The sequence below is a fragment of the Microbacterium sp. RURRCA19A genome (assembly GCF_900156455.1).
Classification (GTDB): Bacteria; Actinomycetota; Actinomycetes; order Actinomycetales; family Microbacteriaceae; genus Microbacterium.
On the sequence record NZ_FTNQ01000001.1, the window covers coordinates 1 to 25,904 of the forward strand.

Consider the following 25,904-nt stretch of genomic DNA (forward strand, 5'->3'; position numbering starts at 1 on the left):
CGAGGTCGAGACGGCGTACTACGCTGACCAAGAATCAGCCAATCCGGCACCGGCCGGACAAGGCTCCCGATAGGAACGAAAGTCAGGCCGATTCACGCTGCGCTGCACGCGTCCTCAGTCCTTGCGCCGCCGGCGATAGCGGCCCAGAACCTGACCCGATCCTCACGCCAGGCCACCGTCGGCGCACCCGGCGACGGGATCTGACCTCGATACGCCCGAGCTCGTGCCTGCTTCGCGCCGATACCACTAACCATGCTTCCACCTCTCGATCGAGGTGTTGCAACCACCAGTTGAATCCGCCCAGTACACCTCGTGGCTCTTTGGACACCGGCTGCGCCAAGCCGGGCTTCTCGGATCGATGGGCAGAGTCGCCTCCAGCGTCGACAACGCCCTGATCGAGAGCTTCTGGTCGACCATGCAACGTGAGCTTCTGGACCGCACGAACTGGGACTCAAGGACGCAACTCGCGTCGGCGATGTTCGAATGGATCGAGGGCTTCTACAACCCTCGCCGCCGGCACTCCGCGCTCGACTACCTCAGCCCCGCCGACTACGAAGCCCTTCACGCCACCATCGAAATCGCGGCATGATCAACACACAAGAACCGTCCGGGAAACCGGGTCAAGCTCCTGTGGGTCAACGATGAGTGGCGTATCGACGGCAGTGAACCGAACCGCATCGCGACGAACATGCTGCGCGCGTACGGCATTCACCTCTCCGACAACGACGATGTCTGCGGGAGTGTGCTGTTTGCCGGGACTGATGGAAACGGCGGGATGGCCAGCCTCACCGACCGACACCGCGCGGTCCTCGCGGACGCGCTCGCTCATGCCTTCCGGATGTGACCTAGTCGTGAAAGAACGCCGTCACGAGGGCCATGGCAACGTGCTCGTCCGTGCCCTCCTCGCGGAGCAGTCGGTAGACGAGCGTCACCACGAAGACGCTCAGGATGCGGTGCGCTTCGAGGTCTGGGTCGATAACCGGCGGCGTACCGCGACGGAGCGGAGGACCAGCGGGAGCGTAGGCACCAGCGAGAAATCCGCCCGCATGCGAGTAGTGGGTCTCGTCGCGCCACCATCGGTAGAGGTCGGCGGCTTTCACGTCGGTCGCGTGGACAGCGGAGGCAAACTTCCTCGCTTGGTCCTTCACCGGCCCTTTGTCCGTGACATTGAGAACGAAATCGTTCATCTCGCTGAGGTCCACCTCGACCGCTGCGCCGAGTGTCGCGAGATGCTCAAATGTCTTCGTTTCGTGCTCTCGTTCCTGGTCGAGCATCGCGTCTACGGCTCCGAGACGGTCCTCGTGCGGTAAGTCGTGGAGCCACTGCATCCGCAGAGCCGTTTCGAGCCAGCTTCGAGTGTTTGGCGACGCTGCGTAGGGTCTCCCGGCGAGCGTCAGCGTGGCGATGACGTGCGATTGTTCGAAGAAGTTCCGAAGCCAACCCACGATGAACTGAGTGACGTGGGTGGATGGGACACGCGACAGGTCTACGGCGAGGATTCGCTCTGCTGACGCGATGACCGACTCGGCGTTTACAACGCGAAGTGGACGCTGGCGCTCTACACGTCGCACGCGCTTGGCGCTGCTACCGCTCATGGGCGGGTTCTCAACTACGCATCCGACGAGCGAGGTTCGGCCGCTTCGCCACCGGGTCTCGGACCGGTTTCGGCATCGAGGGAGTGGCCGCGCTCGTTCAGCAGCTTGCTCAGAACGTTCAGACCGTCCGCGGCAAACCGAACGACTTCGGCGAACATCTCGGAATCAGCCTCGACGTAGGTCCAGTCGCCGTGCGGGCCGGTACCGGCAGACCGCGCGCCGTGCCTCATCACAGCGAAGAGCTGAGCGTGCGCGTGAGCCGAGCAGATGGCCCACAGACGGTAGAACTGCTTGTTCGAGCCTGGGATGAACCGGCTCGCCTTGTCCGGGAGCGAGGACGGGTCTATCGGGAGGCTCATCTTCGTCTTGTCGAAGCCCATCTTCGTGCACACCTCAGTGAGGATGCGGTCGAGTCCGCGGTTGACCTTCTCCGCTTCCTCGTCGGGCTGGCCGGACCGACGAACGCGGTCCGCGAACTTCTTGCCCTGGCTCAGTTCGGTCGCCAGCAGGCGCGTCGCGTTCTTCACACGCTCGCGGCCGTCCTTCGGTCCGAGCACCCACACCGCGGCGGCGAGAGACTCCAAGACCGGGCGGAAGAGCGTGTAATCGGAGTACAGGCTCAGCCACATCGCTGGCTCTACCTCACGGCCACCGGTCTTATCCACCCATGCCTGAAGGTGGTCAACGATGGCTGACACGAATCCGTCCACTACGGTCCCTGGCACAACGTCGCTCCCTGAGAGCACCCGGTCGTTCGCGGCGTCGGAACCTGGCGCGACGAACCGGTATGACCGGTATACGAGCGCCGCAAATGCCTTCATTCCCTCGCGGGCACTGAGGATGGTCTGGTCTGCTTCGGACGCTGGTGTGAACACCGGCTCACCGAGCGGCGCCGACGGCTTCGAGACCGTCTTGATGTGCACCTCAATGGCTTCACGGAGCGCGTCAAGGGCTTCATCCTCGGTCTCGCCGAACCTCCGGGCGAGCTTCACTTCACTGCCGTCGAGTGGGCGGACCCACGCTTGCGCGACGAAGGCACCAGCGTCCCGCATCGTCTCAGGGGTAGACGCGACCGCTATGCGGCTATGGGTTCCCGGTTCGAGCGTTTCAGCAGACACGGAACCAGCGTAGGGGTACCGCATATACGGTCGAGGGCGAGCACGGCGCCTCTCACGCCGTCGCAGAGGACGAAGTCAGCCGCGCCGGACGGCCTTTAGCAGCCGCAGCGTCAGCTCACCCATGCGGGCGCCGCGTGGAACGCCCTGTGGGAGACGAACTTCGACCCGTTCGACGGGTGGAAGGACGCGGCGGCCCGCGAGGCGTGGCGCGCGGCGGGCGAGGGCGTCGCGGCGCGACTCGCCGACGAGGTCTCGGCGTTCGCCGACGTCTGGTACGAGCCGTGGCCGCTCTGAGCAGAGCTCGGCGGTTCGTGGCACCGGGCGATTCCGGAGACCGTTCCCGCACCGACCTTCGCTAAAGTCGGCGCGTGCATTCCACCCGCCCGGCTGCGGCCGCGTCGCATCAGGAGCGCCGCGCCCGGGTGCGGGCCGTCCTCGCCGGGTCCGTGCCCAACCTCGTGCAGTGGTTCAACCTGTACGTCTACGCGATCTTCGCGCCGTACTTCCGCACCGAGTTCTTCGACGCCGACTCGCCCGACTCGCTGATCTACGTCTACGCGCTGTTCGCCGTCACGTTCGTCGTCAGGCCGGTGGGCTCCTGGCTGTTCGGCCGGTTCGCAGATACGCGGGGGAGGATGGCCGCCCTCGTCGCGGCGGTCGCGCTCATGTCGGCCGGATCGCTCGCCCTCGCGATCGCGCCGACCGAGCGGGTCGTCGGCGCCTGGGCAGCCGTGATCCTCGTGGTCGTGAGCATCGTGCAGGGGATCGCAGCCGGAGGCGAGTACGCCGCGGCCACCGTGCTGCTCTCGGAGTCGGGGACGCGCGGGCATCGCGGATTCTTCGCTTCCTTCCAGGGCGCGACGATCGTCGGTGGTCTGGTGCTGGCTCAGGGTCTCCTCCTGGTGCTCCTGCTCATCGGCGATCGCACGTCGGTGTCGCAGTGGGGCTGGCGGGTCGCGTTCGCGGCGGGCGGCGCGGCGGGTCTCGTATCGCTGTGGTGGGCGCGCGGTCGCCGCCGCTCGGCATCCACCGCGGTCGCAGCGACCTCGACCCCGCCCTCGACGATGGCGGAGCTGCTCCGCTCGCACTGGCGTCCGCTGGTGTGGGTGATGCTCCTCACGGCCGGAGGGAGCGCGGCGTTCTACACCGCGACGGTCACGGTTCCCTCGCTCTTCCGTGAGACCGCTTTCGGCGCGGGCGGCGCGCCCGCAGAACTCGCGGTCACGGGAGTGGTCTTCGCGGCCTTCGTCGTGCTCATGCTCCTCCAGCCGCTCGGCGGAGCGCTGAGCGACCGCATCGGCCGCAAGCCCCTCCTCATCGCCTTCGGCGCGGCGGGAGTGCTCGGCGCGGGACTGCTCGTGTCGACGGCCGAGCGGGAGACGACGTCCCCGGTGGTGTTCGGCATCCTCGTCCTCTCGTTCGCCGTTCTGACGTGCTACCTGTCCGTCAACGGCATCGCCAAGGCGGAGGTCTTCCCCGCGCACGTCCGTGCCCTCGGAGTCGGCTTCGGCTACGCGGTCGCGAACTCGCTCTTCGGCGGCACCGCGCCGCTGGTGTACCACGCCACCGGCGGAAGCACCGGCTTCATCGTCTACCTGACCGTGCTGCTCGGGGTGACCCTGGCCGCCGCGCTCGCGATGCGCGGAGGGGTCGCGACCGCCCTGGACGCGCCTCGGCCGTAGCCACCCGCGCGCAAGCCCCCGGCCGTCCAGGAACCGGGGGCTCGAGTGCGACGGCGTCAGCCGCCGATGGGCGTCGGGTTCGACGGGTCGGGCGGGACGGGCAGCGAACCGTTGATCCGGTTCTGGGCCTGGCACTGGCTGGTGCAGTTCGTGGCTCCCGCCGACAGCTCGATGGCATCCTCACCGAGCACCCCGCCCATGCGACCGCCGGACTGGACCGTCCACTTCGTGACCGTGGCATCCTGGTACGTCTTCGTCGCGACCTGCGGGCTGTCCTTGCCGAGGAGCATCTGGTGGGCGTCGGGGCCCGAGGCGACGGCATCCACTCCGTTGCCGAAGTTGATCTTCCCGGTGTACTGGTTCACGAAGTAGAACAGGCCCGGGCCGAGGGTGTGCACGAGTTCGACGGGGGCGGCGAACTCGGGCTCCATCTGGAAGATGCCGCCCTGCGCACCGTCCTTCGCCTGGATCTTCAGCTTGCCGCCCGCTGTCGTGAAGATCGCGACCACGGTGTCGTCGCGCACCTCGAGGCTCGACAGTCGGGTGCCGGCCCGCTGCGCGGCGGTGAGGGTCGGAACCTTCGACGAGAACACCACGGTGGGACTCGTCACCATGCGCTGCGTGTCCGGTGCGCCGGTGAGCGTGTAGTCGTACACGCCGAGGGTCGCAGGGTCGATCGTGAAGCGGTTGTTCCTGCCGCTGACGACGATCGGCGTCGAGACCGTCAGGTCCTTCAGCTTCGCGTCCTTGCCCGGAGCGGGGTTGTACGTGGTGCTGTTGACGGTGACGGCGTAGTCGCCGCCCGTCGAGGTCGTCTTCGCCTGCGCGGCGGCGGGGAAGAGGAGACCGGATGCCGCCACCAGGGCGGCCGCGAGGACCGCCGTCGTGCGGGTGAATGTCGTGCTGCTCATGGATGCCTCGTTTCGTCAGGGGGCGAGCTGTGTCCACCCTCCCGGCGCGGCGCGGGACGCGACAATGCGACCTTGGTCGTACGACCATCGTCCGATGGTGCCCCGTCGGGCCTCCCGCGCACAGTGGACGCATCGTCTCTCGCGATCCACGCGAGAATGGCCGGAAGGACGGATGACATGAAGAAGCGGATCCTCATCGGCGCGGGCGCTCTGGCGCTCGCTGCCGCCCCCGCGGCCCTCGGGCTGTGGGGCAACACCTCATTCGCCGAATCGGTTCCCGTCCCCGTTCCGGTGTCGGGCCAGGTCGTGACGGTGTCGCCGTCGCCCTCGGTCGACGACCAGGGCGGCGAGACTCCCCGCGACCAGCGAGTGGAGCCCGGCGACGACCGCGGAGGGGCCTCGAGCGGGGCGGACGACGCGACCGGCAGCACCGACGACCGCGGCGGCGACGTCCCCCGCGACGCGCGGGTCGAGCCCGGCGACGACCGGGCGACGCAGGATGCCACGGTCGACGACTCCGCGGTGCCGTCGACAACGCCCGATGACTCTTCCGGTTCCGGCCGGGGCTCGGACGACACCGGCTCGGGGCGGCGCGGCGGCGACCGTGGGGGAGAGGACGACTGAGTGGCATCCGATCCCTCCACGCCACGATCACCGACCACGGATGCCGTTGAGGCGGTGCCGTGGTCGGTGCGCGTCGCCGGGCGCGCCGCCGAGGGCGTGCCGCGGTCGCTCTCGGCCCGCGCCGTGCTTCTGCGGCTGGGAGCGGTGCTCGTGACGGCGCTGGTCGCCGTCGCGGTTCTGGCCGGTTTCGGCGCGCAGTGGCTCGCTGAGCGCGAAGCGGTCAACGACGCCGCGCAGACGACCAACGTGCTGGCTCAGGCCGTCATCCGCCCCGCTCTCACGGACGCGCTCGCCGCGGGGGACCCCGCCGCGGTCGACGCGTTCGACGGGGTCGTGCGGTCGACGGTTCTGGGGTCGGACGTCGTCCGCGTGAAGATCTGGGATCCGCAGGGACGCGTGCTGTACGCCGACGAACCGCAGCTCATCGGGCGCACCTTCGCGCTCGACGACGCGCAACGCGCCGCTCTCGCTTCGCCGTCGACCCGCGCCACGGTCTCCGACCTGTCGGAGGACGAGAACGAGTTCGAGGACGCACCGCGCCTGCTCGAGGTGTACCGCCCGGTCTGGACGCCGTCGGGCCAACAGCTGCTCTTCGAGGTGTACTACCCCTACGAACCGGTGGCGGCCCGGTCGGCTGAACTGTGGCGCGGCTTCGCGGGGGTCACCACGAGCAGCCTGCTCCTGCTCGTCGTGCTCACCGCGCCGATCGTGTGGGGACTCATCCGCCGCCTGCGCGGCGCGGAGGCCCGCCGCGCAGAGCTCCTGCAGCGGGCGGTCGACGCGTCGGACGCCGAACGCCGTCGCATCGCCGGCACCCTCCACGACGGCCCCGTGCAGGACCTCGTGGCCACGAGCTTCGTCGCCGAGAGCGCCGCCGTCGCCGCCGACCGCGAAGGTCTGACGGATGCCGCGACCCGCGCCCGCGACGTGGCCGGTGCCGTGCGCGGCAACGTCCGCGTGCTGAGGTCGCTCCTCGTCGACATCTACCCCGAGAGCCTCCGCTCGACCGGGCTGACCGCCACGCTGCGCGACCTCGCCGCGACCGCCGCGGCGCGGGGGATCGAGGTCGATCTGCATCTCGATCCGGCCACCGACGACCTCGCCGAGGACGACCAGCGCCTTCTCTACCGCGTCGCGCAGGAAGCGCTGCGCAATGCGGTGACGCACGGGGCACCGTGCCGCGTCCGGATCGCGGTGACGCTGACCGGGGGAGCGACCGTTCTGGAGGTCGCCGACGACGGCCCCGGCTTCGATCCCGCGGTTCTCGACCTTCCCCGCGACGACGGCCACCTCGGCACCCGCGTCATGCACGACCTCGCCGTCGAGGCGGGAGCGGAACTCTCGCTCGCCACCGCCCTCGGGCGCGGCACCCGCTGGCGTCTGCGCCTGCCCGATCGAACGACACCCCGGGAGCACCCGTGATCCGCGTCCTCATCGCCGACGACCACGCCATGGTGCGCGAGGGTTTGGCATCCGTCCTCACGGCCGACGGAGACATCGAGATCGTCGCCACCGCGGCCGACGGAGCGGCCGCCGTCGAGGCCGTCACGTCGCACGAGGTCGACGTCGTCGTGATGGACCTGTCGATGCCCGTACTCGACGGCATCGAGGCGACACGGTCGGTCCGGTCGACGGAACCGAGCGTCCGCGTGCTCGTCCTCACCTCGTTCGGAGACCGGGATCGTGTCCGCCGCGCGCTCGCGGCGGGCGCGACCGGCTACCAGCTGAAGGATGCCGAGCCCGCCGAGCTCCGCGCGGCCGTGCGAGCGGTGCACGAGGGTCACGCGCCCCTGGATCCACGTGTCGCGGGCGTCCTTCTGCCCGAGCCCGCGTCCGCCGGAACCGGCCTGAGCGCGCGGGAGGAGGAGGTGCTGGGTCTTGTGGCGACGGGGCTGGCGAACAAGCAGATCGCCGCAGCGCTCGGCATCTCGGAGCGCACCGTCAAGGCGCACCTCGGCAGCATCTTCCGGCAGCTCGGCGTCGCCGACCGCACCAGCGCCGCGCTGTGGGCGCGGGACAATCTCGCGCGCTGATCAGCCCCCGAGCTGTCCCGGATGGGTGAGCCGCCACCACAGGGTCGGAGGTTCCAGATCGCCCACGATCTTCAGGTCCGAGGACGCGGTGTGCGGGCCCGCGGTCCAGGTGACGGTTCCGACCGTCTCGCCGTCGGCCCATATCTGCGGGGTCACGATCGCGACAGAGGGCGTGATCGGTGTGTCGGACCAGGTCCGGATCGCCACCGTGCGGGTGAGGACGACGCGCGCCTCCGCGCCCCACGCGGTCGTGATGGTGCCGAGGTCCTCACCGGGGGACGCGACCGGGACGTCGTGGAACCCGTCCTGCACGCTCTTCAGGAACGCCGCGACGTCCTGATCCGTCGAGTCGTGCGTCTCGCCGCCGAGCCGCACCCCGGTGATCTGCAGCGGTGCCTCCATCCCCACGTCGAGCAGCGAGCTGAACAGCAGGTTGAACGTGCCCTCACCGAGGTTGCCGGTCTTGAGGCCGCGCACCCCGGCGGTGCCGAGGAGGTCGTTCGTGTTCGTCACGTAGCCCGGTCCGTCCGGCAGCGAGATCGAGGGGAGCGCGACGATCGCGGCCAGCGCGGCGTGGGACTCGGCGATCTTGCCGAGCGCGACGAGATCGCGCGGCGTCGACGTGTTGCGATCGTCGAGGCCCGTGGCATCCACGATCCGGGTCGAAGTGAGGCCGTTCGCCTCCAGCCACGCGTTCGCCGCGTCGACGTAGGCGCCCTCGGAGCCATAGCCCCAGCGCGCGAGGGCGACGGCATAGTTGCTCGCCGAGGGGAGCAGTATCGTGGCGAGCGCGTCGTGGAGGGACAGCGTCGTCCGATCGGGCATCTTCGCGATCGTCGCTCCCCTCACGTAGAACTGGTCGTAGAGGTCGGTGTCCGCCTCCGTGAACGCCACGGTCGGGCCCGGGTCGTTCGGTCCGTCGAGGGGATGCCGGTCCAAGACGACGAGAGCGGTGATGAGCTTCGCAACGCTGGCGATGGGGCGCGGGTCGTCGCCCCCGGAAGCGGCCCAGGCGCCATCGTCGTCCGCGCCGAGGTACTGCTCGCCGCCGACGACGCTCACGCGCATCGCCCCCGTCGAGGGGAGGCGTACGGCGGCGGCCGCGCCTGCGGTGACGGGGGGCGGCTGGGTCGCCAACGTGGGCGCGGGGAGGGGAGCCGAGGATGCCCACCACACGTAACCCCCGGTGCCGAGAGCGGCGACGAGCATCGTGATCAGCACGACGAGGAGCGCGATCCGACCGGCCCGCCCGGATCCGGATGCCGCCGGCGCGTCGTCCAGCAAATCGGCGAATCGACCCAGTTCGTCGACGTGTTCCGGTGCCTGCCCCATCTGTACCCCCCGCGTCGAACCTAACCCGTCGGGCTCGCTTCCCCACAACGTCCGGAATATCAACCCCCCGGATCGACCCAGGGGACGCGCCTACCGTGGCGTCATTCCGGTACTACCGGTCCACCGAGCGGAAGGAGTCGACATGGGACTCGACGACAAGATCAAGAACGCCGCAGAAGACGTCGCCGGCAAGGCGAAGGAAGCCTGGGGCAAGACCACCGACAACGAGCGTCTCGAGGCGGAGGGCAAGGCCGAGCAGACCGAAGCCCACGTCAAGAAGGCCGGAGAGAACGTCAAGGACGCCTTCAAGTAAACCGTCCTGCGGGCGCCCCGACCCTTCCGGTCGGGGCGTTCGTCGTTTCGGCGCTCCGAGATCGGGATAATGGCCGGATGACCGATGTCGCCGTGTCCGTGACCACCGCCGTGTCCGGAACCCCCGTCGTCCTCCGCGCCCACGGCTACGAAGCCGCGATCGCGAGCGTGGGCGCTTCCCTCCGTTCCCTGACCCACGAGGGGCGCGACCTCGTCGTGCCGTTCGCGGCTGACGAAGTGCGCCCCGCCTTCCGCGGTGCGACTCTCGCGCCCTGGCCCAACCGCGTCGTCGACGGCGTGTACCGCTTCGGCGGCGACGAGCATCGTCTCGCCCTCACCGAACCGAACCGCGGGCACGCTCTGCACGGTCTGCTCGGCTGGGCGGACTGGTCGATCGTGCAGGTCGACGAGGCGTCGGTCACGCTGAGCGCGACCGTTCCCGCACAGGTCGGCTACCCCTGGTGGGTCGAGGTGTCGACGACCTACCGGCTGAACGCCGACGGTCTGACGCAAACGGTCCGCGCGACCAATCTTTCGGACACCCCGGCTCCGTGGGGGACCGGCCCGCACCCCTACCTCGTCGCGGGTTCCGGTGACCTGGACTCGTGGACCCTCCACTTGCCGGCCGACACCGTGCTCGAGGTCACACCGGACCGCCTCGCCCCCGTGGCCGTGGCATCCGTCACCGTCGACGCCGAGCGCTTCGATTTCCGCGAGCCCCGCGTTCTCGGCGCCGTCGAGATCGACCACGCCTACACCGACCTGATCCGGGATGCCGACGGCCGGGCGACGGTCACGCTCAGCGACCCGTCCGGGACCGGTGTGGCGATGACGTGGGACGCGGGCTGCCCGTGGGTCCAGATCCACACGGCCGACCTGCCGGCCGGGCCCGGAACCCCCGGCCACCGCGCGGGACTCGCCGTCGAGCCCATGACGTGCGCGCCCGACGCGTTCAACGACGATGCCTACGCCTTCGCGACCGGCCTCATCGCCGTGGCCCCGGGTGAGAGCCACGAGGTCGGCTGGACGATCTCCGCGCGCTGAGATGAAACGACGCCGCCCCGGTCTCGCGACCGGGGCGGCGTCGTTCTGCGCGGATCAGACGACCTGCGCGCCGCACATGCCGCAGTCGCCGCCGGCCGAGACCTCGACGAAGCAGTCCGGGCACATCGCCCGCGTGGGGCGGTCAGTGACCGGGGTGGCCTTCGGCGAGGAGGGGCGTCGCTCGGCCCGTGGGGCCGACGCGCGCGTCTTCTTCAGCTCGATCGGAGCCGGCGGCGCGGGCGCGGGCGCCGGCTTGTGCGCATCGCAATAGAAACGGACGAACCCGCCGTGGTGCTTCGGGTGGCGGTGCTTGACCGCCCACAGCTCGGTGCGCTCGAGCAGCACACCGTCGGCTCCGCACCCGACGCAGCGGGTGGGCTCACCGGGGACGACATCGGCGACGACGACGGGGACGTCGAAGGCGATGGCATCCCGCCAATCCGCGGACGAGACGATCTTCATGGGGGACCCTTCTTCGGCGGTTCGGGCCGCCTCACTCTCCACGGTACGCGCCCTCGGGGGCATGCGGGGACGACCGTCGTGTGCACAGGGGGGTGGACAGCGTCGGAGAGCCCCCCGATAGGTTGGAGGGAATTCCCCCCGCGTCGCCTCGGGCGGCGCCCATCGAAGGAGAAGCATGGAAATCGCCGCCCTCGGGGCGATCGGTCTCGTCGTCGTCATCGCGCTCGTCGTCGTTATCGTCGTCATCCTGATCATCGCCGGGCTCATTCGCGGGTGGTACCGCGTCGCCAAGGCGGACGAAGCCCTGGTCATCGTCGGTAAGCGCCAGAGAGCCGCCGACGGCAACTCCTCGCGCATCACCGTCATCACCGGGGGCGGCGCGATCGTGAACCCCCTCACGCAGCGCGGCGAGATGATCTCGCTGCGCGCCCGCCAGATCAAGATGGAGCCGACGGCGCAGTCGTCGAACGGTGTCACCGTGAACGTGAGCGGCGTCGCCCTGGTGAAGATCGGTTCCGATCCGGAATCGGTGCGTCGGGCGGCCGAACGTTTCGCCTCGCAAGACAAGGCCATCGAGCAGTTCACGACGGAGCAGCTCGAAGGCGCCCTCCGCGGCGTCGTCGCGACGCTGACGGTCGAGGAGCTCATGCGCGACCGGCAGCGTCTCTCGGACCAGATCGCCGAGGGCATCAAGGCTGACCTGTCGTCGCAGGGGCTCATCCTCGACTCGTTCCAGATCCAGGGCGTCACCGACGGCAACGGCTACATCGCCGCCCTCGGCGCCACCGAGGTCGAGCGCGTCAAGCGCGAGGCCGAGGTCGCCCGCATCAACGCGGTGCGCGAGATCCGTGCGCGGCAGATCGCCACCGACGAGGCGAACCTCATCGAGCAGACCGCGCTCGACAAGAACAGCGCCGCGGCGAAGGCCGAGGTCGGACGCGCCAACGCCGAGGCCGAGCAGGCCGAGGCGCTGACGCGGGCCGAGCGTCGGCAGGCCGTCCTGCAGCAGGAGGCGCAGAACACCCAGGCGCGGCTGGAGTCCGAGGTTTCCCGCGTCGCCGACGCCGATCTGTACCAGCGCCAGAAGGATGCCGACGCCGAGGCGTACGCGCAGATCAAGGCCGCCGAGGCGCGGGCGCAGATCGCCGAGCAGGAAGCCGCCGCCGTGCGCGTGCGCGCCGAAGCCGACGCGCAGGCCGTCCGTCTGGCCGGTGAGGCCCGGGCCGAGGCGATCCGCGCGGAGGCGGAAGCGCTCTCGCACAACCAGGAGGCCCTGCTCGCGCAGCGCGCGCTCGAGGCCCTCGTCCCGATGATGGCCGAGTTCGCCAAGGGCTACGACCGCGTCGGCAACGTCACGGTGCTCGGCGGCGAAGGGGCCAGCGGCCACCTCGCCGCGGAGTCTGCGGCGGGCCTCCGCTCGTCGTTCGAGGCGGTGCGCGCGGCGACCGGCATCGACCTGACCGCGATCATCCAGGGGCGCGCCGTGGCCGACGCCTTCGCCGACGCATCGCGGCGCCCGGTCGAGCCGGAGCCTGCTCCGGCGGCCCCGGCGACGGCACCGACCGCATCCGAGCCGGGAGCCTGAGGAGCGCGCGACCGTGCCCGAGGCTCCCGAGGTCGAGGCGCTCACGCTGTTCCTGCGTGAGCGCCTCACCGGACGTGTCGTCGTCGCCGCGGAGCTGGCGGAGTTCCGCGCGCTGAAGACGCGGGCCCGCCCCCTCGAACGGCTCGTCGGGCGGTCGGTGACCGGGGTCTCCCGCTACGGGAAGCACATCGACGTCGATCTGGACGGAGCCCACCTCGCGATCGGATTCGGTCGCGCCGGCTGGGCGACGTGGAGCGAGGGTGACGTGGCATCCGCTCCGCCCGAAGGGGCGGCTCTGATCGCGAGCGTGACCTTCGACGACGGGGCGCTCGGCATCACCGACGCGGGCGGCTGGCTGTCCGTGCAGCTGCACGTCGTCGCCGACCCGCTCGACGTCCCCGCCGTGGCCAAGCTCGGACTGGATGCCGCCGACCCGGCGTTCTCGCGGGAAGACCTCGCCCACGCCCTCGGGACGCGGCGGAAACAGCTGAAGGCGCTGCTGCAGGAGCAGGAGTCGCTCGCGGGCATCGGCAACGCCTACTCGGACGAGATCCTCTTCGTCGCGCGGCTCTCGCCCTCGGCGCACGCCGCGTCCCTCAGTGAAGACGAAGTGACCCGTCTGCACGCGGCGCTGCGCGAGGTGCTCGACGAGGCGGTCGCCGCGCGGCGGAACGTGCCGATCGCGCAGCAGAAGGCGGCGAAGGTCGCGGCGATGCGCGTGCACGGCCGTACCGGCGAGCCCTGCCCGGACGGCGACGGAGTGATCGAGGACATCCCCGGCACGAAGGGCGGTGGTCAGTGGTGTCCGTCGTGTCAGGCATCACCGGCCTGAAGGAAGCGGGGTCCCGAGCCGCAGCCCGAGACCCCACGAGAGTGCGACGTTCAGGCCGTCTGGCCGGCGTGCTTCCCCTCGGCGACCTCTTCGATCAGCTTCGCGTTGAACGCCGGCAGATCGTCGGGGTTGCGGCTCGAGACGAGGCCCTGGTCGACGTGGACCTCCTCGTCGACCCACGTGGCTCCGGCGTTGCGCAGGTCCGTCTGCAGCGTCGGGTAGCTCGTCAGCGTGCGACCCTTCAGCACGTCGGCCTCGGTCAGGATCCATCCACCGTGGCAGATGACGGCGACCGGCTTATGCTGGTCGAAGAACGCACGGGCGAAGTGCACGGCGTCCTTCACGATGCGGATGTCGTCCGCGTTCTGCACGCCGCCGGGGAGGACCAGCGCGTCGAAGTCGTCGGCCGTGGCGGATCCGACGGGCAGGTCGATCTTCTGCTCGTGACCCTTCTCGCCCGTGACCGAGCCTTCGGCGGGGGACACGAGCACCGCCTCGGCACCGGCGGACGTGACCGCGTCCCACGGACTCGTGAGCTCGCTGTCTTCGAAGCCGTCGGTGAGCAGGAAGGCGATGCGCTTTCCGGTGAGGTCCGTCATGGGGACTCCTCTCGATGGGGGCGGGGATGCCACCACGCTAGGAAGGGTCCTGAAGCCGCGGGCGGGGGTTGCGGATGCCGAGCGCCCGGGCTAGCGGAGCGTGGCGGAGACCGCGGCCCGTTCGGGCGCGCGCGGGCGTAGCATGGAGGGATGTCCGGTGAGACCACCCCTGAAACCGAGACGCCGTCGAAGCCGCTGATCGCGTTGCTGACGCCCCCGGCCGACGACGACGCCCCCGCTGCCTCCCGCTGCTGCGGCGGCGGTTCCTGCTCGCTGAACTGACCGCGGCCCCGACGGGACGTCGAGTCCCCGGCGCCGATCAGTGCGCCGGCATCGGAGCCCCGTCGATCTGATCGGCGGGCTTGCGGATCAGGAACGCGCCGACGATGAGCGGCAGCGAGACGATCGCCGCGACCATGAACGCCGTCCGAGCGCCCGCCGCGTCGCCCTCGACCCCGCCGCCGGCTGCGGCCGAGACGCTCGACATCAGTGTGACGAGCAGTGCGATGCCCGCTGCGCCCGCGACCTGCTGAACGGTGCCGACGACCGCGGAACCGTACGAGTAGAAGCGGGGCTCGAGCGAGCCGAGGGATGCCGTGAACAGCGGCGTGAACGACAGGGCGAGCCCGATCGACAGCACGGTCTGCGCCACGACGAGCAGCACGAACGACGTGTCGGTGCCCACGGTCGCGTAGAACCACAGCACGGCGCTCGTGATGACCGCGCCGGGGATCAGCAGGATCTGCGTGCCGCGGCGATCGTAGATACGGCCGATGAGCGGACCCGCGAGGCCCATCGCGAGAGACCCGGGGAGAACCGCGAGGCCCGTCTCGAGCGCGGTGCGTCCGAGGACGTTCTGCAGGTAGAGCGGTACGAGCGTGATCGCCCCGAAGAACGCGAGCGACATCACCCCGAGCTGCACGACCGAGAGCGTGAAGTTGAGCGAGCGGAACACGCGCAGATCGAGCAGCGCGGCATCCGTGCGCTGCAGGCGCACCTGCCGCCATCCGAACAGCGCCAGGGCGACGACGCCGATGGTGAACGAGGCGACGAGCGTCACCGTCGCGGTGGCACCGGCAGCGCCGGCATCCGTCGAACCGCCGTGTCCGCCGCCGATCTGGCTGAGGCCGAACACCACGCCGCCGAAACCGAGCGCCGAAAGGACGACCGAGAGGACGTCGATGGGAGCTTCTCGGGTCTCGCCGAGGTTTCGGATCCAGCGGGCACCGACGAAGAGCGAGATCAGGGCGATGGGGAGGACGATCCCGAAGATCCAGTGCCAGCCGAGCGAGTCGAGGACGACGCCCGACATGGTCGGGCCGATCGCCGGAGCGAGCGCCATCACGATGCTGACACGGCCCATCATGCGCCCGCGGTGCTGCGGCGGGACGATCGTCATGAGGGTCGTCATGAGCAGCGGCATCATCATCGCCGTGCCCGACGCCTGGATGACCCGCGCGGTGACGAGCAGTTCGAACCCGGGGGAGAGGAACGCCACGAGCGTGCCGAGCGAGAACAGCGTCATCGCCGTGATGAAGATCTGGCGCGTGGTGTAGCGCTGGAGCAGGAAGCCGGTGACGGGGATGACCACCGCCATCGTCAGCATGAACGCCGTCGTCAACCACTGGGCCGCGACCGCCGTGATGCTCAGATCGCGGATGAGGTGCGGAATCGCCACGTTCATCGTGGTCTCGTTGAGAATCGCCACGAACGCCGCCACGAGCAGCAGCCAGATGACGCGGTTCTGTTCGGAGGTCACCCCCGACGCGGTCGTCGGGGCAGCGGTGGGGGTTCCGGTGGTGGCGGCCATGGCGAGATCCAATCCAGGGAGGGCGTCGTGGCGTCACGGAAGGCGACGGACGTGGGGAGAAACCGCCGAGCGCGGCCTCGTATTCCCGGTCGGCCGGCGGGGGCGGGTCTCGAGCGGTGTGGGGGGAGTCTATCGAGGACCTATGACATCGGCTCGTGCGTCCGGGTGTCCGTGGGCGGACGTAGGCTGACGCGCATGAGCATGGGCGGCATGGGCGGAGGAATGTTCCGCGGTGTGTACGCGGAGACGCAGCGGCAGCGGAACGCCGAGGCGCCCCGCGTTCCCGATCTCGGACGGCGGGTGGCGTCGCTGTTCCGCCCCTACCGCCGCCGCATCGCCGTGACGGTGATCCTCGTCGTGCTCGGCGCCGCCGTGGCCGTCATCCCTCCGCTGCTCGTGCAGCGCATCTTCGACGACGCGCTGTTCCCCGTCGACGGCTCGCCCGTCGACCTTCGGCTCCTCGCGGTCCTGGTCGCGGCGATGATCGGCCTCTTCCTCCTCTCGGGCGGCCTCGGGGTCGCTCAGACGTGGTTCACCGCGACGGTCGGCAACCGGGTCACGGGCGATCTGCGCGTGCGACTGTTCGACCATCTCCAAGCGATGGAGCTCGGTTTCTTCACGCGGACCAAGACCGGCGTCATCCAGTCGCGTCTGCAGAACGACGTCGGGGGCGTGTCCGGTGTGCTCACCAACACCGTCACCAGCATCCTCGGCAACTCGGTGACGGTGGTGGCCTCGCTCGTGGCGATGATCCTCATCGACTGGCGCCTGACGCTGATCGCCGTGGTCATCATGCCCGTCCTGGTCCTCGTGCAACGCCGCGTCGGACAGGTGCGGGCGCGGATCGCCGCCCAGACGCAGGAGTCGCTCTCCGAGCTGTCCGCGATCACGCAGGAGACCCTGAGCGTGTCCGGCATCCTGCTGTCGAAGTCGTTCAACCGGCAGCGCACCGAGTCGGCCCGGTACGACGCCGAGAACGCCAACCAGGTCCGCCTCCAGGTGCGTCAGGCGATGAGCGGACAGCGGTTCTTCGCGGTCGTCCAGGTGATCATGGCGAGCGTCCCCGCGATCATCTACCTCGTCGCGGGGATCCTTGTGGGCGCCGGCGCGGGCACGCTCACGGCGGGAACGATCGTCGCCTTCACGACCGTGCAGGCGAGATTGCTGATGCCGCTGATGGGGCTCATGCGCGTCGCCCTCGATGTGCAGACCTCATCGGCGCTGTTCGCGCGCATCTTCGAGTACCTCGATCTGAAGCCCGCGATCGCCGACGCGCCGGACGCCATCCCGGTGTCGGCGGCGCCCGGTCCCGTCGGTCGCATCGAGTTCCGCGACGTCGTGTTCCGTTACCCCGACGCGCCGGAGCAGGCGCGCCCCACCCTCGGTGGAGTCTCGTTCGTCGTGGAGCCGGGTCAGCACGTCGCCTTCGTCGGCCCGTCGGGTGCGGGCAAGACGACCATCCTCTACCTCACGCCGCGCATGTACGAGGCGAGCGGGGGAGCGGTGATGTTCTCGGGGGCCGACGTCCGCTCGCTCGAACGCGCGTCGATCATCGACGACATCGGCATCGTCTCGCAGGAGACGTACCTCTTCCACGCCTCGGTCCGCGAGAACCTGCGGTACGCGAAGCCCGAGGCCACGGATGCCGAGATCGAGGCGGCGTGCCGCGCGGCGAACATCCACCACGTCATCGCCGGTTTCGAGGACGGGTACGACACGATCGTGGGCGAGCGCGGCTATCGCCTCTCGGGCGGCGAGAAGCAGCGCATCGCGATCGCCCGCGTGCTGCTGAAAGACCCGCCGGTGCTTCTGCTCGATGAGGCGACGAGCGCCCTGGACACCGTGTCGGAGCGGATCGTCCAGGAGGCGCTGGAGACGGCCGCGCACGGGCGCACCACGCTGTCGATCGCGCACCGCCTGTCGACGGTCATCGGCGCCGACCGGATCCACGTCGTCGACGCCGGACGCATCGTCGAATCGGGCACGCATGCCGAACTGCTCGCCGCCGGAGGGCTCTACGCCGGACTCGCCGCCGAGCAGATGGCCGCGTCGTTCGTGCTCACCGAGGAGGAGCGCGACAGCGTCGATCTCGCGCGTCCCGCCCTGGTCTCTCGCCGCGGCGACCAGCCACCGGAGTAGGTCGGCGGCGCGGCCACCGCTGCCGAGTGTCCAGAACACGCCGTCAGCGCTGCCCCCGATGCGGCGTGTCGTGGACACTCGCGGGGTGCCGGACGTCGGCTACTCCGGCAGCGTCTCGAGGAACGCCTCGAGCGCGATCCGGTACACCGGGTCCGGATGCGTTTCAGCGATTCGCATCAGCGGCGGCAGGTCGAGGGTGCGGATGAGGCGCCCGCGCTCGACGACGGCGGCCTCGGCGCCGGCCGCCCGGAGGACGCCGATGCCCTCGCCGAGCGCCTCCAGGTAGTCGCGCAGCACGTCGACTTCGCTCAGGCGCTGCGTGATGGAACTGCGGTCGCGGCGCTCCCGCCACTCGACCACGACGTCGGGGACGACGTCGAACGCCGTCGCGAGCGTGTACATGCGTTGCGCGACGACCTGGTCCTCGTAGTAGCGGCCCTCGGGGAAGCGCAGTCCGTGGGCGCGCCAGAAGTCGGTGCGGCTCAGCTTGGACCACGCCACGATGTTCCCGGATGCCGCGGGGTGCTGCGCGAGTGTCGTTCCCTCGCGGGCGGGGTCGGTGGCCGCCGTCACCCATGGCTGCACGTCGCCCGCGATGTAGCCCGGGCCGTCGGCATCCGGTCGCAGCCGCACGTAGGCGCCCAGGACGAAGTCGCTGCCCGTCGTCTCCAGCGTCTGCCGGAGCCGCTCGAGCGCGTACGGGCGGAGGATGTCGTCGGCGTCGAGGAACGCGGTGTAGGGCGTGTCGACGAGGTCGAGGCCGCTGTTGCGGGCGGCGCCGAGCCCGCGCGGCTCGTCGTGTTCGACGAGCACGAAGCGGGGGTCGGCCGCGGCCGCGTCGGCGAACAGCCGGCGGGTGCCGTCGGTCGAGCCGTCGTCGACGAGGACGGCTCTCCAGCTGTCGAGGGTCTGCGTCTGCAGCGATCGCAGGGCTTCACCGGCGAACGCGGCCACATCGCGGCCGGGGACGATCACGGTGATCGCGGGGGAACTCACCCGCGTGATCCTACGGCGGTCACCGCCTCGGCGACGGCGGTTGCCACGGCGTCGAGATTCTGCGTCATACGGTGCGGGAAGGTGAACCGGACGGCGGTGCGGGCGTCGTCGGGGTCGACACCCAGGGCGAGCAGGACGTGCGACGCCTCTTCGCTGCCCGCGGCACACGCCGAGCCGCTCGACGACACGATCCCCCGGCGCTCGAGCTCGAGCAGCACGGTCTCCCCGTTCACGCCGGGGAACACGAAGCTGGCCGTGGCGGGGAGACGCCGTTCCGGGTGGCCGGTGAGGCGGGCCCCGGGCACGCCCGCGAGCACTCCGGCGATGAACGCGTCGCGATACCGGGCCGCCGCGGCGGCGTCCGCGGTCCGTTCGGCTTCGGCCAGCGCCAGTGCGGTCGCGACGGCCACAGCGCCGGCGACGTCGGGGGTCCCCGATCTCCGGCCGCGCTCCTGACCGCCCCCGTGCAGCAACGGCTCGAGGGGGAGTCGCCCGCGGACCGCGAGGATGCCGGTGCCCTTCGGCGCGCCGACCTTGTGCCCCGCGATGGTGATCGCGTCCGCGCCGAGCCCCGCGAGGGGCAGCCATCCGGCCGCTTGGACGGCGTCGAGATGCAGCGGAACCCCCCGGGCGTGGGCGACGGCGGCGAGGGCGGCGGCATCCTGGACCGTCCCGACCTCGTTGTTGGCGTATCCGACGCTCACCAGCGCCGTGTCGTCGCGGAGTGCGTCGGCGAGGGCGGCGGGCGAGAGCGTGCCGGTCCCGTCGACGGGCGCATACGTCACCTCCACGCCGTGCAGACGTGCGAGGTAGTCGGCCGAGGCGAGCACCGACTCGTGCTCGATCGCCGTCGTGACGAGGTGCTTCTTCCCGGAGCCGAGCACGAGCCCCTTGATCGCGGTGTTGTTCGACTCGGTGCCGCCCGAGGTGAACACGATGTCACCCGACCGCATCCCGAGGATCGCCGCCACGCGCGCGCGGGCGCCCTCGAGGGCGGATGCGGCGGCCTCGCCGACCTCGTGGTGGCTCGACGGGTTGCCGAACCACCGGGTGAGGTACGGCGCCATCGCCTCGACGACCTCGGGGCGCACTGGGGTCGTCGCGGCGTTGTCGAGGTACAGGTTCACGCTGTGCGGATGCGGATGTCGAGGCCGAGGTCGAGAGCGGGGGCGGAGTGGGTGAGCGCCCCGACGGAGATGACGTCGACGCCGGTCTCGGCGATCGCGCGCACCGTGTCGAGGGTCACCCCGCCGGACGCCTCGACGACGACGCTCCCCGCGATCTTCTCGACGCCGGCACGCAGGTCGTCGAGCGAGAAGTTGTCGAGCATGATCGTGTCGACCCCCGCGGCCAGGACGGCGTCGATCTGATCCAGACGGTCGACCTCGACCTCGACGTGCGTGGTGTGCGGGAGCCTCGCGATCGCGCTTTCGAGCGCCTGGGTGAGCGGCAGGCCGCTGGCGGCGAGCACCGCGAGGTGGTTGTCCTTCGCCATGACGGCATCCGAGAGGGAGAAGCGGTGGTTGTGGCCGCCCCCGTCGCGGACCGCCTGCCGCTCGATCGCGCGGAGCCCCGGCGTCGTCTTGCGGGTGTCGACGATGCGCGCGCCCGTGTGGGCGACGGCGGCGACGTAGCGGCTCGTGAGGGTGGCGATGCCCGACATGCGCTGGACGAAGTTCAGCCCGATCCGTTCCGCGGTCAGCACCGCCCGCGCGGGGCCGGTCACCACGGCGAGCACTTCGCCGGGGACGAACTCGACGCCGTCCGCGACACGGATGTCGACGTCGATCGTCGGATCGGTCAGCGTGAACGCCGCGCGGAACACGGCGGCTCCGCTGAAGACGCCGATCTCCCGGGCGATGAGCTCGGCGCGGGCGGTCGCGTCAGCGGGGATGAGGGTCTCGCTGGTGAGATCGCCCCAGGGGGCGTCTTCCTCCAGCGCGGCCGTGACGACGCGGTCGATGGTGGCACGGGTCAGCATGCGAGGGCCTCCGGAGCGGGAAGGGATGCCACGGCGGGGGACTCGTCGGAGCGGAAGTGGGCGCCGACCGAGTCGGTGCGGGCGAGGGCTGCGGCGACGACGTGCTGCGCCACGAGCAGCAGTCCCGCGTCCTCGATGGATCGGGGCCGAGGGTCGGCGGCCCAGGCGGCGAGGACGCCGGCCGCCCGTCGGAGTCCGGCCTCGTCGCGGACCAGTCCGGCGTGCTCCCACATGAGCTCCTGCAGCGCGGTGCGGGAGAACGCCGGGGCGTTCTTCGCGGCCGCGACGAGCGGGAGCGGGACCGGCGCGGGTGCCGCGATCTGCGGCCACGCGGTGTCGGTGGCCGCGGCTTCTCCAGCACGGGCACCGAAGACGGCGCCCTCGAGGAGCGAGTTGGATGCCAGCCGATTCGCGCCGTGCACGCCGGTGCGGGCGGTCTCACCGACCGCGTACAGTCCGGGCACCGTGGTGCGTCCGTCGAGATCGGTGACGACTCCGCCCATGAGGTAGTGCGCCGCGGGGGTGACCGGGATCGGTTCGCGCGACCAGTCGAGGCCGCGGGCGCGGACGGCGGCGTCGATCGTCGGGAACCGCTGCGCGAGGCGCTCGGCCCCGAGGGCCGTGGCATCCAGACGCACCGGACGACCGCCCTGCCGGGCCATGGCCCGGGCGTTGGCGCGCGCGACCACGTCGCGCGGCGCCAGCTCGCCGTCGGGGTGGGCGTCGAAGGCGAATCGACGTCCGGCATCGTCGATCAGGGTCGCGCCGTCGCCGCGCACCGCCTCGGAGACGAGGAACGGCGCGCCGACGGCGAGGGCCGTGGGGTGGAACTGCACGAACTCGAGGTCGGCGACGGCCGCCCCCGCGCGCACGGCCGCGGCGATGCCGTCGCCGGTCGCCGAGGCGGGGTTGGTGGTGTGGGCGTAGAGCTGGCCCGCGCCGCCCGTCGCCAGGATGACCGCGTCGGCGCGCAGGCGCCGCCGGTGGCCGTCGGTCTCGACGTCGATCCCCACGACGCGGCCGCCCTCGACCACGAGGTCGCGCAGCAGCGTGTGCTCTCGGACGTCCACGGCACTCGCGCGGGCCGCGGAGCCGAGCGCCGCCTGGATCGCCGCACCCGTGGCATCCCCTCCGGCGTGCAGCACCCGCGGGCGGGCGTGCGCCGCTTCGAGACCGCGGGCGAAGTCGCCGTCCGCGGCGCGGTCGAAGGCGACTCCGCGCCGGACGAGCTCGGCGATGCGGTCGGGGCCCTCGGTCACCAGCGTCCGCACGGCGACGGGGTCGTTCAGCCCTCCACCCGCGGTGAGGGTGTCGGCGATGTGCGAGTCGACCGTGTCGTCCGGGGCGGTGACCGCCGCCACCCCGCCCTGCGCCCAGCGCGTGTTGGTGTCGGCCAGGGCCCCCTTGGTCACGACGGTGACGTGGCATCCCTTCTCCGCCGCGTGCAGAGCCGCGGTGAGACCGGCGATGCCGCTGCCGACGACGACGACGTCGGTCATTTCACGGCGCCGTTCGGCTTGGCCGCGAGCATGCGCTCGAGGGCGACGGTGGCGGGCTCGGCGACGTCGGCGGGCACCGTGATGCGGTTGACCACGGAGCCGGCGACGAGCGACTCGAGCACCCAGGCGAGGTATCCGGGGTGGATGCGGTACATCGTCGAGCAGGGGCACACGACCGGGTCGAGGCAGAAGATCTCGTGCTGCGGGTACTGGGCGGCCAGGCGCTGCACGAGGTTGATCTCGGTGCCGATCGCGAAAGTGGTGGGTTCCGTGGCCGCGGCGATCGCCTTGCGGATGATGTCGGTGGACCCGGCCTCGTCGGCGGCATCCACCACGTCCATGGGGCACTCGGGGTGCACGATCACGCGGACGCCGGGGTGCTCGGCGCGGGCCTTGTCGATCTGGTCCACGCTGAACCGGCGGTGCACCGAGCAGAAGCCGTGCCAGAGGATCACGCGGCTGTCCTCGAGCTGCTCCGCGGTGGAGCCGCCGAGCGGACGGCGCGGGTTCCACATCGGCATCTGCTCCAGCGGCACGCCCATCGCCTTCGCGGTGTTGCGGCCGAGGTGCTGGTCAGGGAAGAAGAGCACGCGCCGCCCCCGCGCGAAGGCCCACTCCAGCACGGTGCGGGCGTTGGAGGAGGTGCAGACGATCCCGCCGTGGCGCCCGACGAAGCCCTTGATGGCGGCGCTGGAGTTCATGTACGTGACGGGGATCACGGGCAGGAGGCCCTCGGCATCCGGGGTCTCCAGGTCGCCGAGGACGTCTTCCAGCTGCTCCCAGCACTCCTCGACCTGGTCGATGTCGGCCATGTCGGCCATGGAGCACCCGGCGGCCAGGTTCGGCAGGATCACCGCCTGCTCGGGGCGCGAGAGCAGGTCGGCGGTCTCGGCCATGAAGTGCACGCCGCAGAAGACGATCGCCTCGGCCTCGGGGCGGTCCTTCGCCGCGTTGGCGAGCTGGAACGAGTCGCCGACGTAGTCGGCGTGCCGCACGACCTCTTCGCGCTGGTAGAAGTGGCCGAGCACGACGACCCGGTCGCCGAGCGTCGCCTTGGCCGCACGGATGCGGGCGTCGAGCTCGTCGTCGGACGCATCGCGGTACTCCCGCGGGAGTTCGCCCTGCCGCGGCGCGCCGGTGGGGATGACGTCGCCCATCGACGAGCCGGGGCCGTAGCCGGGCCGCGTGTCGAAGTCCCACGGGCCCACCGCCAGGTCGGTGGTGCAGGTGGCGTCGGTCGACGCGCCCGAGACGATCGCCTGGATGACGTGATCGACGGAGGGGTCGATCTCGGGGCGAGGCTGCAGGGTGAGGGGTGTCGTGCTCATGGACGGTCCGATCAGTGACGGGACGTGAGAGGCCCGCGGTCGGCGAGCTCCACGTCACGGTTGTAGCGGTACAGGCGGGCGGGGCGGTGGCTTCCGGTGCGGAAGCGCTCGGTCGGGATCAGGGTGTCGGAGGTGTCGACCTGCCGTCGGAAGTTCGCCGGGTCGAGCCGTCGCCCGATGATCGTCTCGGTGACCTCTCGCAGATCGGCGAGGGTGAACTCGTCCGGCAGGAGCCCGTGCGCGATGCGGCTGTAGCCGACCTTGTTGCGCAGGCGCCACAGCGTGTAGTCGACGATGTGGTTGTGGTCGAAGGCGAGCGTGGGCAGCGCGGTCGCATCGAACCACTCGACGTTCTCGGGGGCGTCGCCCTCGCGCGCGTGGGCGGCCACTTGCGCGTCGACCTCGTCGGAGCGCAGCAGCGCCCAGTACACGATCGACACGACTCGTGTGGGGGAGCGGTCCACGGCCCCGAAAGCGTAGAGCTGCTCCAGGTAGCTCGGTGTGAGTCCCGTCGTCTCTTCCAGGGTCCGGGATGCCGCGGAGTCCAGGCTCTCGGCCGGGTCGAGCCACCCGCCGGGGAGTGCCCACCGGCCGTCGTAGGGGTCGCGTGTCCGCCGGACGAGGGGGAGCGAGAGCACCGGCTCGTCGTCGGCGTCGCGGCGGACGCTGAAGATCACCGTCGACACCGCGACACGCACATCGGCGTCGCGGGACTCGGGCTCGGGGGTTCGTGTCATCGTGACCATATCTCCGCGGTCGATCTTAGTGTCATCGTGACACGAAGGGCAAAACGGGACTCTCCCAGCGCTGCCGCGTACCCTGGCGCTCGACTCTGGAGGTGCGGATGCCGCTCGTCGACATCGTGTTGATCGTGCTTCTCGCGCTCGCGCTCATCGTGGGCATCGCGCGCGGATTCCTCGCCACGATCGGCTTCTTCGCGGGGCTCGCCCTCGGCGGCATCGCGGCGTTCTGGCTGATCCCGTACGTCGGGCAATGGGTGACCGACCCGATGTGGCGCGGCGCCGCGATCGTCGCCGCGGGAGTGCTCCTGCTCCTGCTGGGCGCGGCGCTCGGCACCGCCGTGGGCAACGCCCTGCGTCGGGGCGTCGACCGCATCAAGCTGCGCGTGCCCGAGCGCATCCTCGGCGGGGTCGTCAACCTCGCCGCGGCCGCCCTGGCGCTGTCGTTCTTCGCCGGCACCCTCACCACCGCCGGTGTCCCCGTCGTCTCTGCCGCGCTGGCCTCGTCGAACGTCGTGCGCACGATCGACCGCCTCACCCCCGATCCGGTGCGCGCCGCCCTCGCCGAACTCCGCGGCACGGTGTTCGCCGACGGCATCCCGCGCCTCGGCGAGCTCATCCAGATCGGTTCCGTGCCGAGCGCCCCCGCCGTGGCCCTCGACGACCCGGCCCTCACGCAGGCCGCGCAGTCGGTCGCGCGCATCACCGGCACCGCCTACGCGTGCGGCATCACCGCGAGCGGATCGGGCTTCGTCGTCGCCGACGACCGCGTCGTCACCAACGCGCACGTCGTCGCCGGTGTCGACGCGCCGCTCGTCGAGCTCCCGGGGCAGGCGGCGAAGGAAGGGCGCGTGGTGTACTTCGACCCCATCGACGACCTCGCCGTCATCGCCGTCGACGGACTGGATGCCACTGCCCTCCCGGTCGTTCCCGCGCTCTCCGTCGGGTCGGCGGCCGTCGTGCAGGGCTACCCCTACGGCGGGCCCTTCACCTCCGGGAACGCCACGGTGCTCTCCGAGGGCACGGTGCCGGTCCCCGACATCTACGGCGACCAGTCCGCTCCCCGCGAGATCTACGCGCTGGGAGCCGTGGTGCGGCCGGGGAACTCCGGCGGGCCGCTGCTCACGCCCGCGGGCGAGGTCGCGGGCGTCGTGTTCGCCCGGTCCGAGACCGACGACGACGTCGGCTACGCCATGACCCCCGCCGAGCTCGCGCCCGTGATCGCACAGCTCGGATCGCTCTCCGCCCCCGTGGCATCCGGGAGTTGCACGACGCGGTGACG

26 protein-coding genes and 1 pseudogene are annotated in these 25,904 nt (G+C 70.9%); 12 read left to right on the plus strand and 15 right to left on the minus strand.

Going from position 1 to position 25,904, the window contains the following annotated elements:
• Nucleotides 1–95: 95 nt before the first annotated feature.
• Nucleotides 96–254 (minus strand): annotated as a pseudogene (locus BW982_RS17590) (IS30 family transposase); the annotation flags it as partial.
• Nucleotides 255–358: 104 nt separating this feature from the next.
• Between BW982_RS17590 and BW982_RS00005 the strand changes: the two are divergent.
• Nucleotides 359–589 (plus strand): integrase core domain-containing protein, encoded by a 231-nt coding sequence (locus tag BW982_RS00005; protein WP_083696457.1) that lies wholly within the window; start codon nt 359–361, stop codon nt 587–589.
• Here BW982_RS00005 and BW982_RS17595 read toward each other — a convergent pair whose 3' ends face one another.
• From BW982_RS17595 to BW982_RS17605, 3 genes are read right to left on the minus strand one after another with little or no spacing between them, the layout of a single operon-like run.
• On the minus strand, nt 590–829 hold the full coding sequence (locus BW982_RS17595) for a hypothetical protein (RefSeq protein ID WP_139327288.1): 240 nt from the start codon (nt 827–829) through the stop codon (nt 590–592).
• A gap of 16 nt (nt 830–845) precedes the next feature.
• Nucleotides 846–1,595, minus strand: coding sequence for a hypothetical protein (locus BW982_RS17600; RefSeq protein WP_139327289.1), 750 nt, complete (start codon nt 1,593–1,595; stop codon nt 846–848).
• Nucleotides 1,596–1,609: 14 nt separating this feature from the next.
• Nucleotides 1,610–2,713, minus strand: coding sequence for a hypothetical protein (locus BW982_RS17605; RefSeq protein ID WP_139327290.1), 1,104 nt, complete (start codon nt 2,711–2,713; stop codon nt 1,610–1,612).
• 368 nt (nt 2,714–3,081) lie between these two features.
• On the opposite strand from BW982_RS17605, the gene BW982_RS00020 reads away from it, so the two are divergent.
• Complete coding sequence (locus tag BW982_RS00020) at nt 3,082–4,395, plus strand: MFS transporter (RefSeq protein WP_076490085.1); 1,314 nt, start codon at nt 3,082–3,084, stop codon at nt 4,393–4,395.
• A 56-nt stretch (nt 4,396–4,451) separates the two neighbouring features.
• Here the strand turns inward: BW982_RS00020 and BW982_RS00025 are convergent, their stop codons facing one another.
• Nucleotides 4,452–5,306 carry a hypothetical protein gene (locus BW982_RS00025; RefSeq protein ID WP_076490086.1) on the minus strand — a complete coding sequence of 285 codons (855 nt, stop codon included), beginning with the start codon at nt 5,304–5,306 and terminating at the stop codon, nt 4,452–4,454.
• A 177-nt stretch (nt 5,307–5,483) separates the two neighbouring features.
• Here BW982_RS00025 and BW982_RS00030 point away from each other — a divergent pair, with 177 nt between their 5' ends.
• Genes BW982_RS00030 through BW982_RS00040 form a run of 3 tightly spaced genes read left to right on the plus strand, consistent with a single transcriptional unit; the run spans nt 5,484 to nt 7,963 of the window.
• Nucleotides 5,484–5,930, plus strand: coding sequence for a hypothetical protein (locus tag BW982_RS00030; RefSeq protein ID WP_076490087.1), 447 nt, complete (start codon nt 5,484–5,486; stop codon nt 5,928–5,930).
• Nucleotides 5,931–7,352 (plus strand): sensor histidine kinase, encoded by a 1,422-nt coding sequence (locus BW982_RS00035; protein WP_083696458.1) that lies wholly within the window; start codon nt 5,931–5,933, stop codon nt 7,350–7,352.
• Complete coding sequence (locus BW982_RS00040; protein WP_076490089.1) at nt 7,349–7,963, plus strand: response regulator transcription factor; 615 nt, start codon at nt 7,349–7,351, stop codon at nt 7,961–7,963. Before BW982_RS00035 ends, BW982_RS00040 begins: the two co-directional genes overlap by 4 nt.
• Here the strand turns inward: BW982_RS00040 and BW982_RS00045 are convergent, their stop codons facing one another.
• Nucleotides 7,964–9,295, minus strand: coding sequence for a serine hydrolase (locus BW982_RS00045; RefSeq protein WP_076490090.1), 1,332 nt, complete (start codon nt 9,293–9,295; stop codon nt 7,964–7,966).
• 142 nt (nt 9,296–9,437) lie between these two features.
• Between BW982_RS00045 and BW982_RS00050 the strand changes: the two genes are divergently transcribed.
• Together BW982_RS00050 and BW982_RS00055 are read left to right on the plus strand one after the other, a co-directional pair.
• Nucleotides 9,438–9,608: a CsbD family protein gene (locus BW982_RS00050; protein ID WP_076490091.1), complete on the plus strand. Its 171-nt coding sequence runs from the start codon at nt 9,438–9,440 to the stop codon at nt 9,606–9,608.
• 77 nt (nt 9,609–9,685) lie between these two features.
• Nucleotides 9,686–10,651: an aldose 1-epimerase family protein gene (locus BW982_RS00055; protein ID WP_076490092.1), complete on the plus strand. Its 966-nt coding sequence runs from the start codon at nt 9,686–9,688 to the stop codon at nt 10,649–10,651.
• Between the two features lie 54 nt (nt 10,652–10,705).
• On the opposite strand, the gene BW982_RS00060 is transcribed toward BW982_RS00055, so the two are convergent.
• Nucleotides 10,706–11,113, minus strand: a complete 408-nt coding sequence (locus BW982_RS00060) for a glucose-6-phosphate dehydrogenase (RefSeq protein ID WP_076490093.1) — start codon at nt 11,111–11,113, stop codon at nt 10,706–10,708.
• A 175-nt stretch (nt 11,114–11,288) separates the two neighbouring features.
• Between BW982_RS00060 and BW982_RS00065 the strand changes: the two genes are divergently transcribed.
• Together BW982_RS00065 and BW982_RS00070 are read left to right on the plus strand one after the other, a co-directional pair.
• Entirely contained in the window at nt 11,289–12,698 is a 1,410-nt protein-coding gene (locus BW982_RS00065; protein ID WP_076490094.1) for a flotillin family protein, read from the plus strand.
• A gap of 13 nt (nt 12,699–12,711) precedes the next feature.
• Nucleotides 12,712–13,530 carry a DNA-formamidopyrimidine glycosylase family protein gene (locus BW982_RS00070; RefSeq protein ID WP_076490095.1) on the plus strand — a complete coding sequence of 273 codons (819 nt, stop codon included), beginning with the start codon at nt 12,712–12,714 and terminating at the stop codon, nt 13,528–13,530.
• A gap of 50 nt (nt 13,531–13,580) precedes the next feature.
• On the opposite strand, the gene BW982_RS00075 is transcribed toward BW982_RS00070, so the two are convergent.
• Nucleotides 13,581–14,129 carry a type 1 glutamine amidotransferase domain-containing protein gene (locus BW982_RS00075; RefSeq protein WP_076490096.1) on the minus strand — a complete coding sequence of 183 codons (549 nt, stop codon included), beginning with the start codon at nt 14,127–14,129 and terminating at the stop codon, nt 13,581–13,583.
• A gap of 150 nt (nt 14,130–14,279) precedes the next feature.
• Here BW982_RS00075 and BW982_RS18570 point away from each other — a divergent pair, with 150 nt between their 5' ends.
• Complete coding sequence (locus tag BW982_RS18570; protein WP_272918309.1) at nt 14,280–14,411, plus strand: hypothetical protein; 132 nt, start codon at nt 14,280–14,282, stop codon at nt 14,409–14,411.
• Nucleotides 14,412–14,448: 37 nt separating this feature from the next.
• Here the strand turns inward: BW982_RS18570 and BW982_RS00080 are convergent, their stop codons facing one another.
• A complete protein-coding gene (locus tag BW982_RS00080; protein WP_076490097.1) occupies nt 14,449–15,939 on the minus strand; it encodes an MDR family MFS transporter in 1,491 nt (496 codons plus the stop codon).
• A 201-nt stretch (nt 15,940–16,140) separates the two neighbouring features.
• On the opposite strand from BW982_RS00080, the gene BW982_RS00085 reads away from it, so the two are divergent.
• Nucleotides 16,141–18,078: an ABC transporter ATP-binding protein gene (locus BW982_RS00085; protein ID WP_076491671.1), complete on the plus strand. Its 1,938-nt coding sequence runs from the start codon at nt 16,141–16,143 to the stop codon at nt 18,076–18,078.
• 99 nt (nt 18,079–18,177) lie between these two features.
• Here BW982_RS00085 and BW982_RS00090 read toward each other — a convergent pair whose 3' ends face one another.
• The 6 genes from BW982_RS00090 to BW982_RS00115 are packed head-to-tail and all read right to left on the minus strand — an operon-like array spanning nt 18,178 to nt 24,628.
• Nucleotides 18,178–19,074: a glycosyltransferase family 2 protein gene (locus BW982_RS00090; RefSeq protein ID WP_076490098.1), complete on the minus strand. Its 897-nt coding sequence runs from the start codon at nt 19,072–19,074 to the stop codon at nt 18,178–18,180.
• Nucleotides 19,071–20,201, minus strand: a complete 1,131-nt coding sequence (locus BW982_RS00095; protein WP_083696459.1) for a cysteine desulfurase family protein — start codon at nt 20,199–20,201, stop codon at nt 19,071–19,073. Before BW982_RS00095 ends, BW982_RS00090 begins: the two co-directional genes overlap by 4 nt.
• Entirely contained in the window at nt 20,198–21,055 is an 858-nt protein-coding gene (gene nadC, locus BW982_RS00100; RefSeq protein WP_076490099.1) for a carboxylating nicotinate-nucleotide diphosphorylase, read from the minus strand. The genes BW982_RS00095 and nadC overlap by 4 nt, the downstream gene beginning before the upstream one ends.
• On the minus strand, nt 21,049–22,554 hold the full coding sequence (gene nadB / locus BW982_RS00105; protein ID WP_076490100.1) for an L-aspartate oxidase: 1,506 nt from the start codon (nt 22,552–22,554) through the stop codon (nt 21,049–21,051). The genes nadC and nadB overlap by 7 nt, the downstream gene beginning before the upstream one ends.
• Nucleotides 22,551–23,882 carry a quinolinate synthase NadA gene (gene nadA / locus BW982_RS00110; RefSeq protein ID WP_076490101.1) on the minus strand — a complete coding sequence of 444 codons (1,332 nt, stop codon included), beginning with the start codon at nt 23,880–23,882 and terminating at the stop codon, nt 22,551–22,553. Before nadA ends, nadB begins: the two co-directional genes overlap by 4 nt.
• 11 nt (nt 23,883–23,893) lie before the next feature.
• The gene (locus BW982_RS00115) at nt 23,894–24,628 is read right to left on the minus strand and encodes an NUDIX hydrolase (RefSeq protein ID WP_175610996.1); all 735 of its coding nucleotides are present in this window, start codon (nt 24,626–24,628) and stop codon (nt 23,894–23,896) included.
• Between the two features lie 98 nt (nt 24,629–24,726).
• Here BW982_RS00115 and BW982_RS00120 point away from each other — a divergent pair, with 98 nt between their 5' ends.
• Entirely contained in the window at nt 24,727–25,902 is a 1,176-nt protein-coding gene (locus tag BW982_RS00120) for a MarP family serine protease (RefSeq protein WP_076490102.1), read from the plus strand.
• The last annotated feature ends 2 nt before the right edge of the window (nt 25,903–25,904 follow it).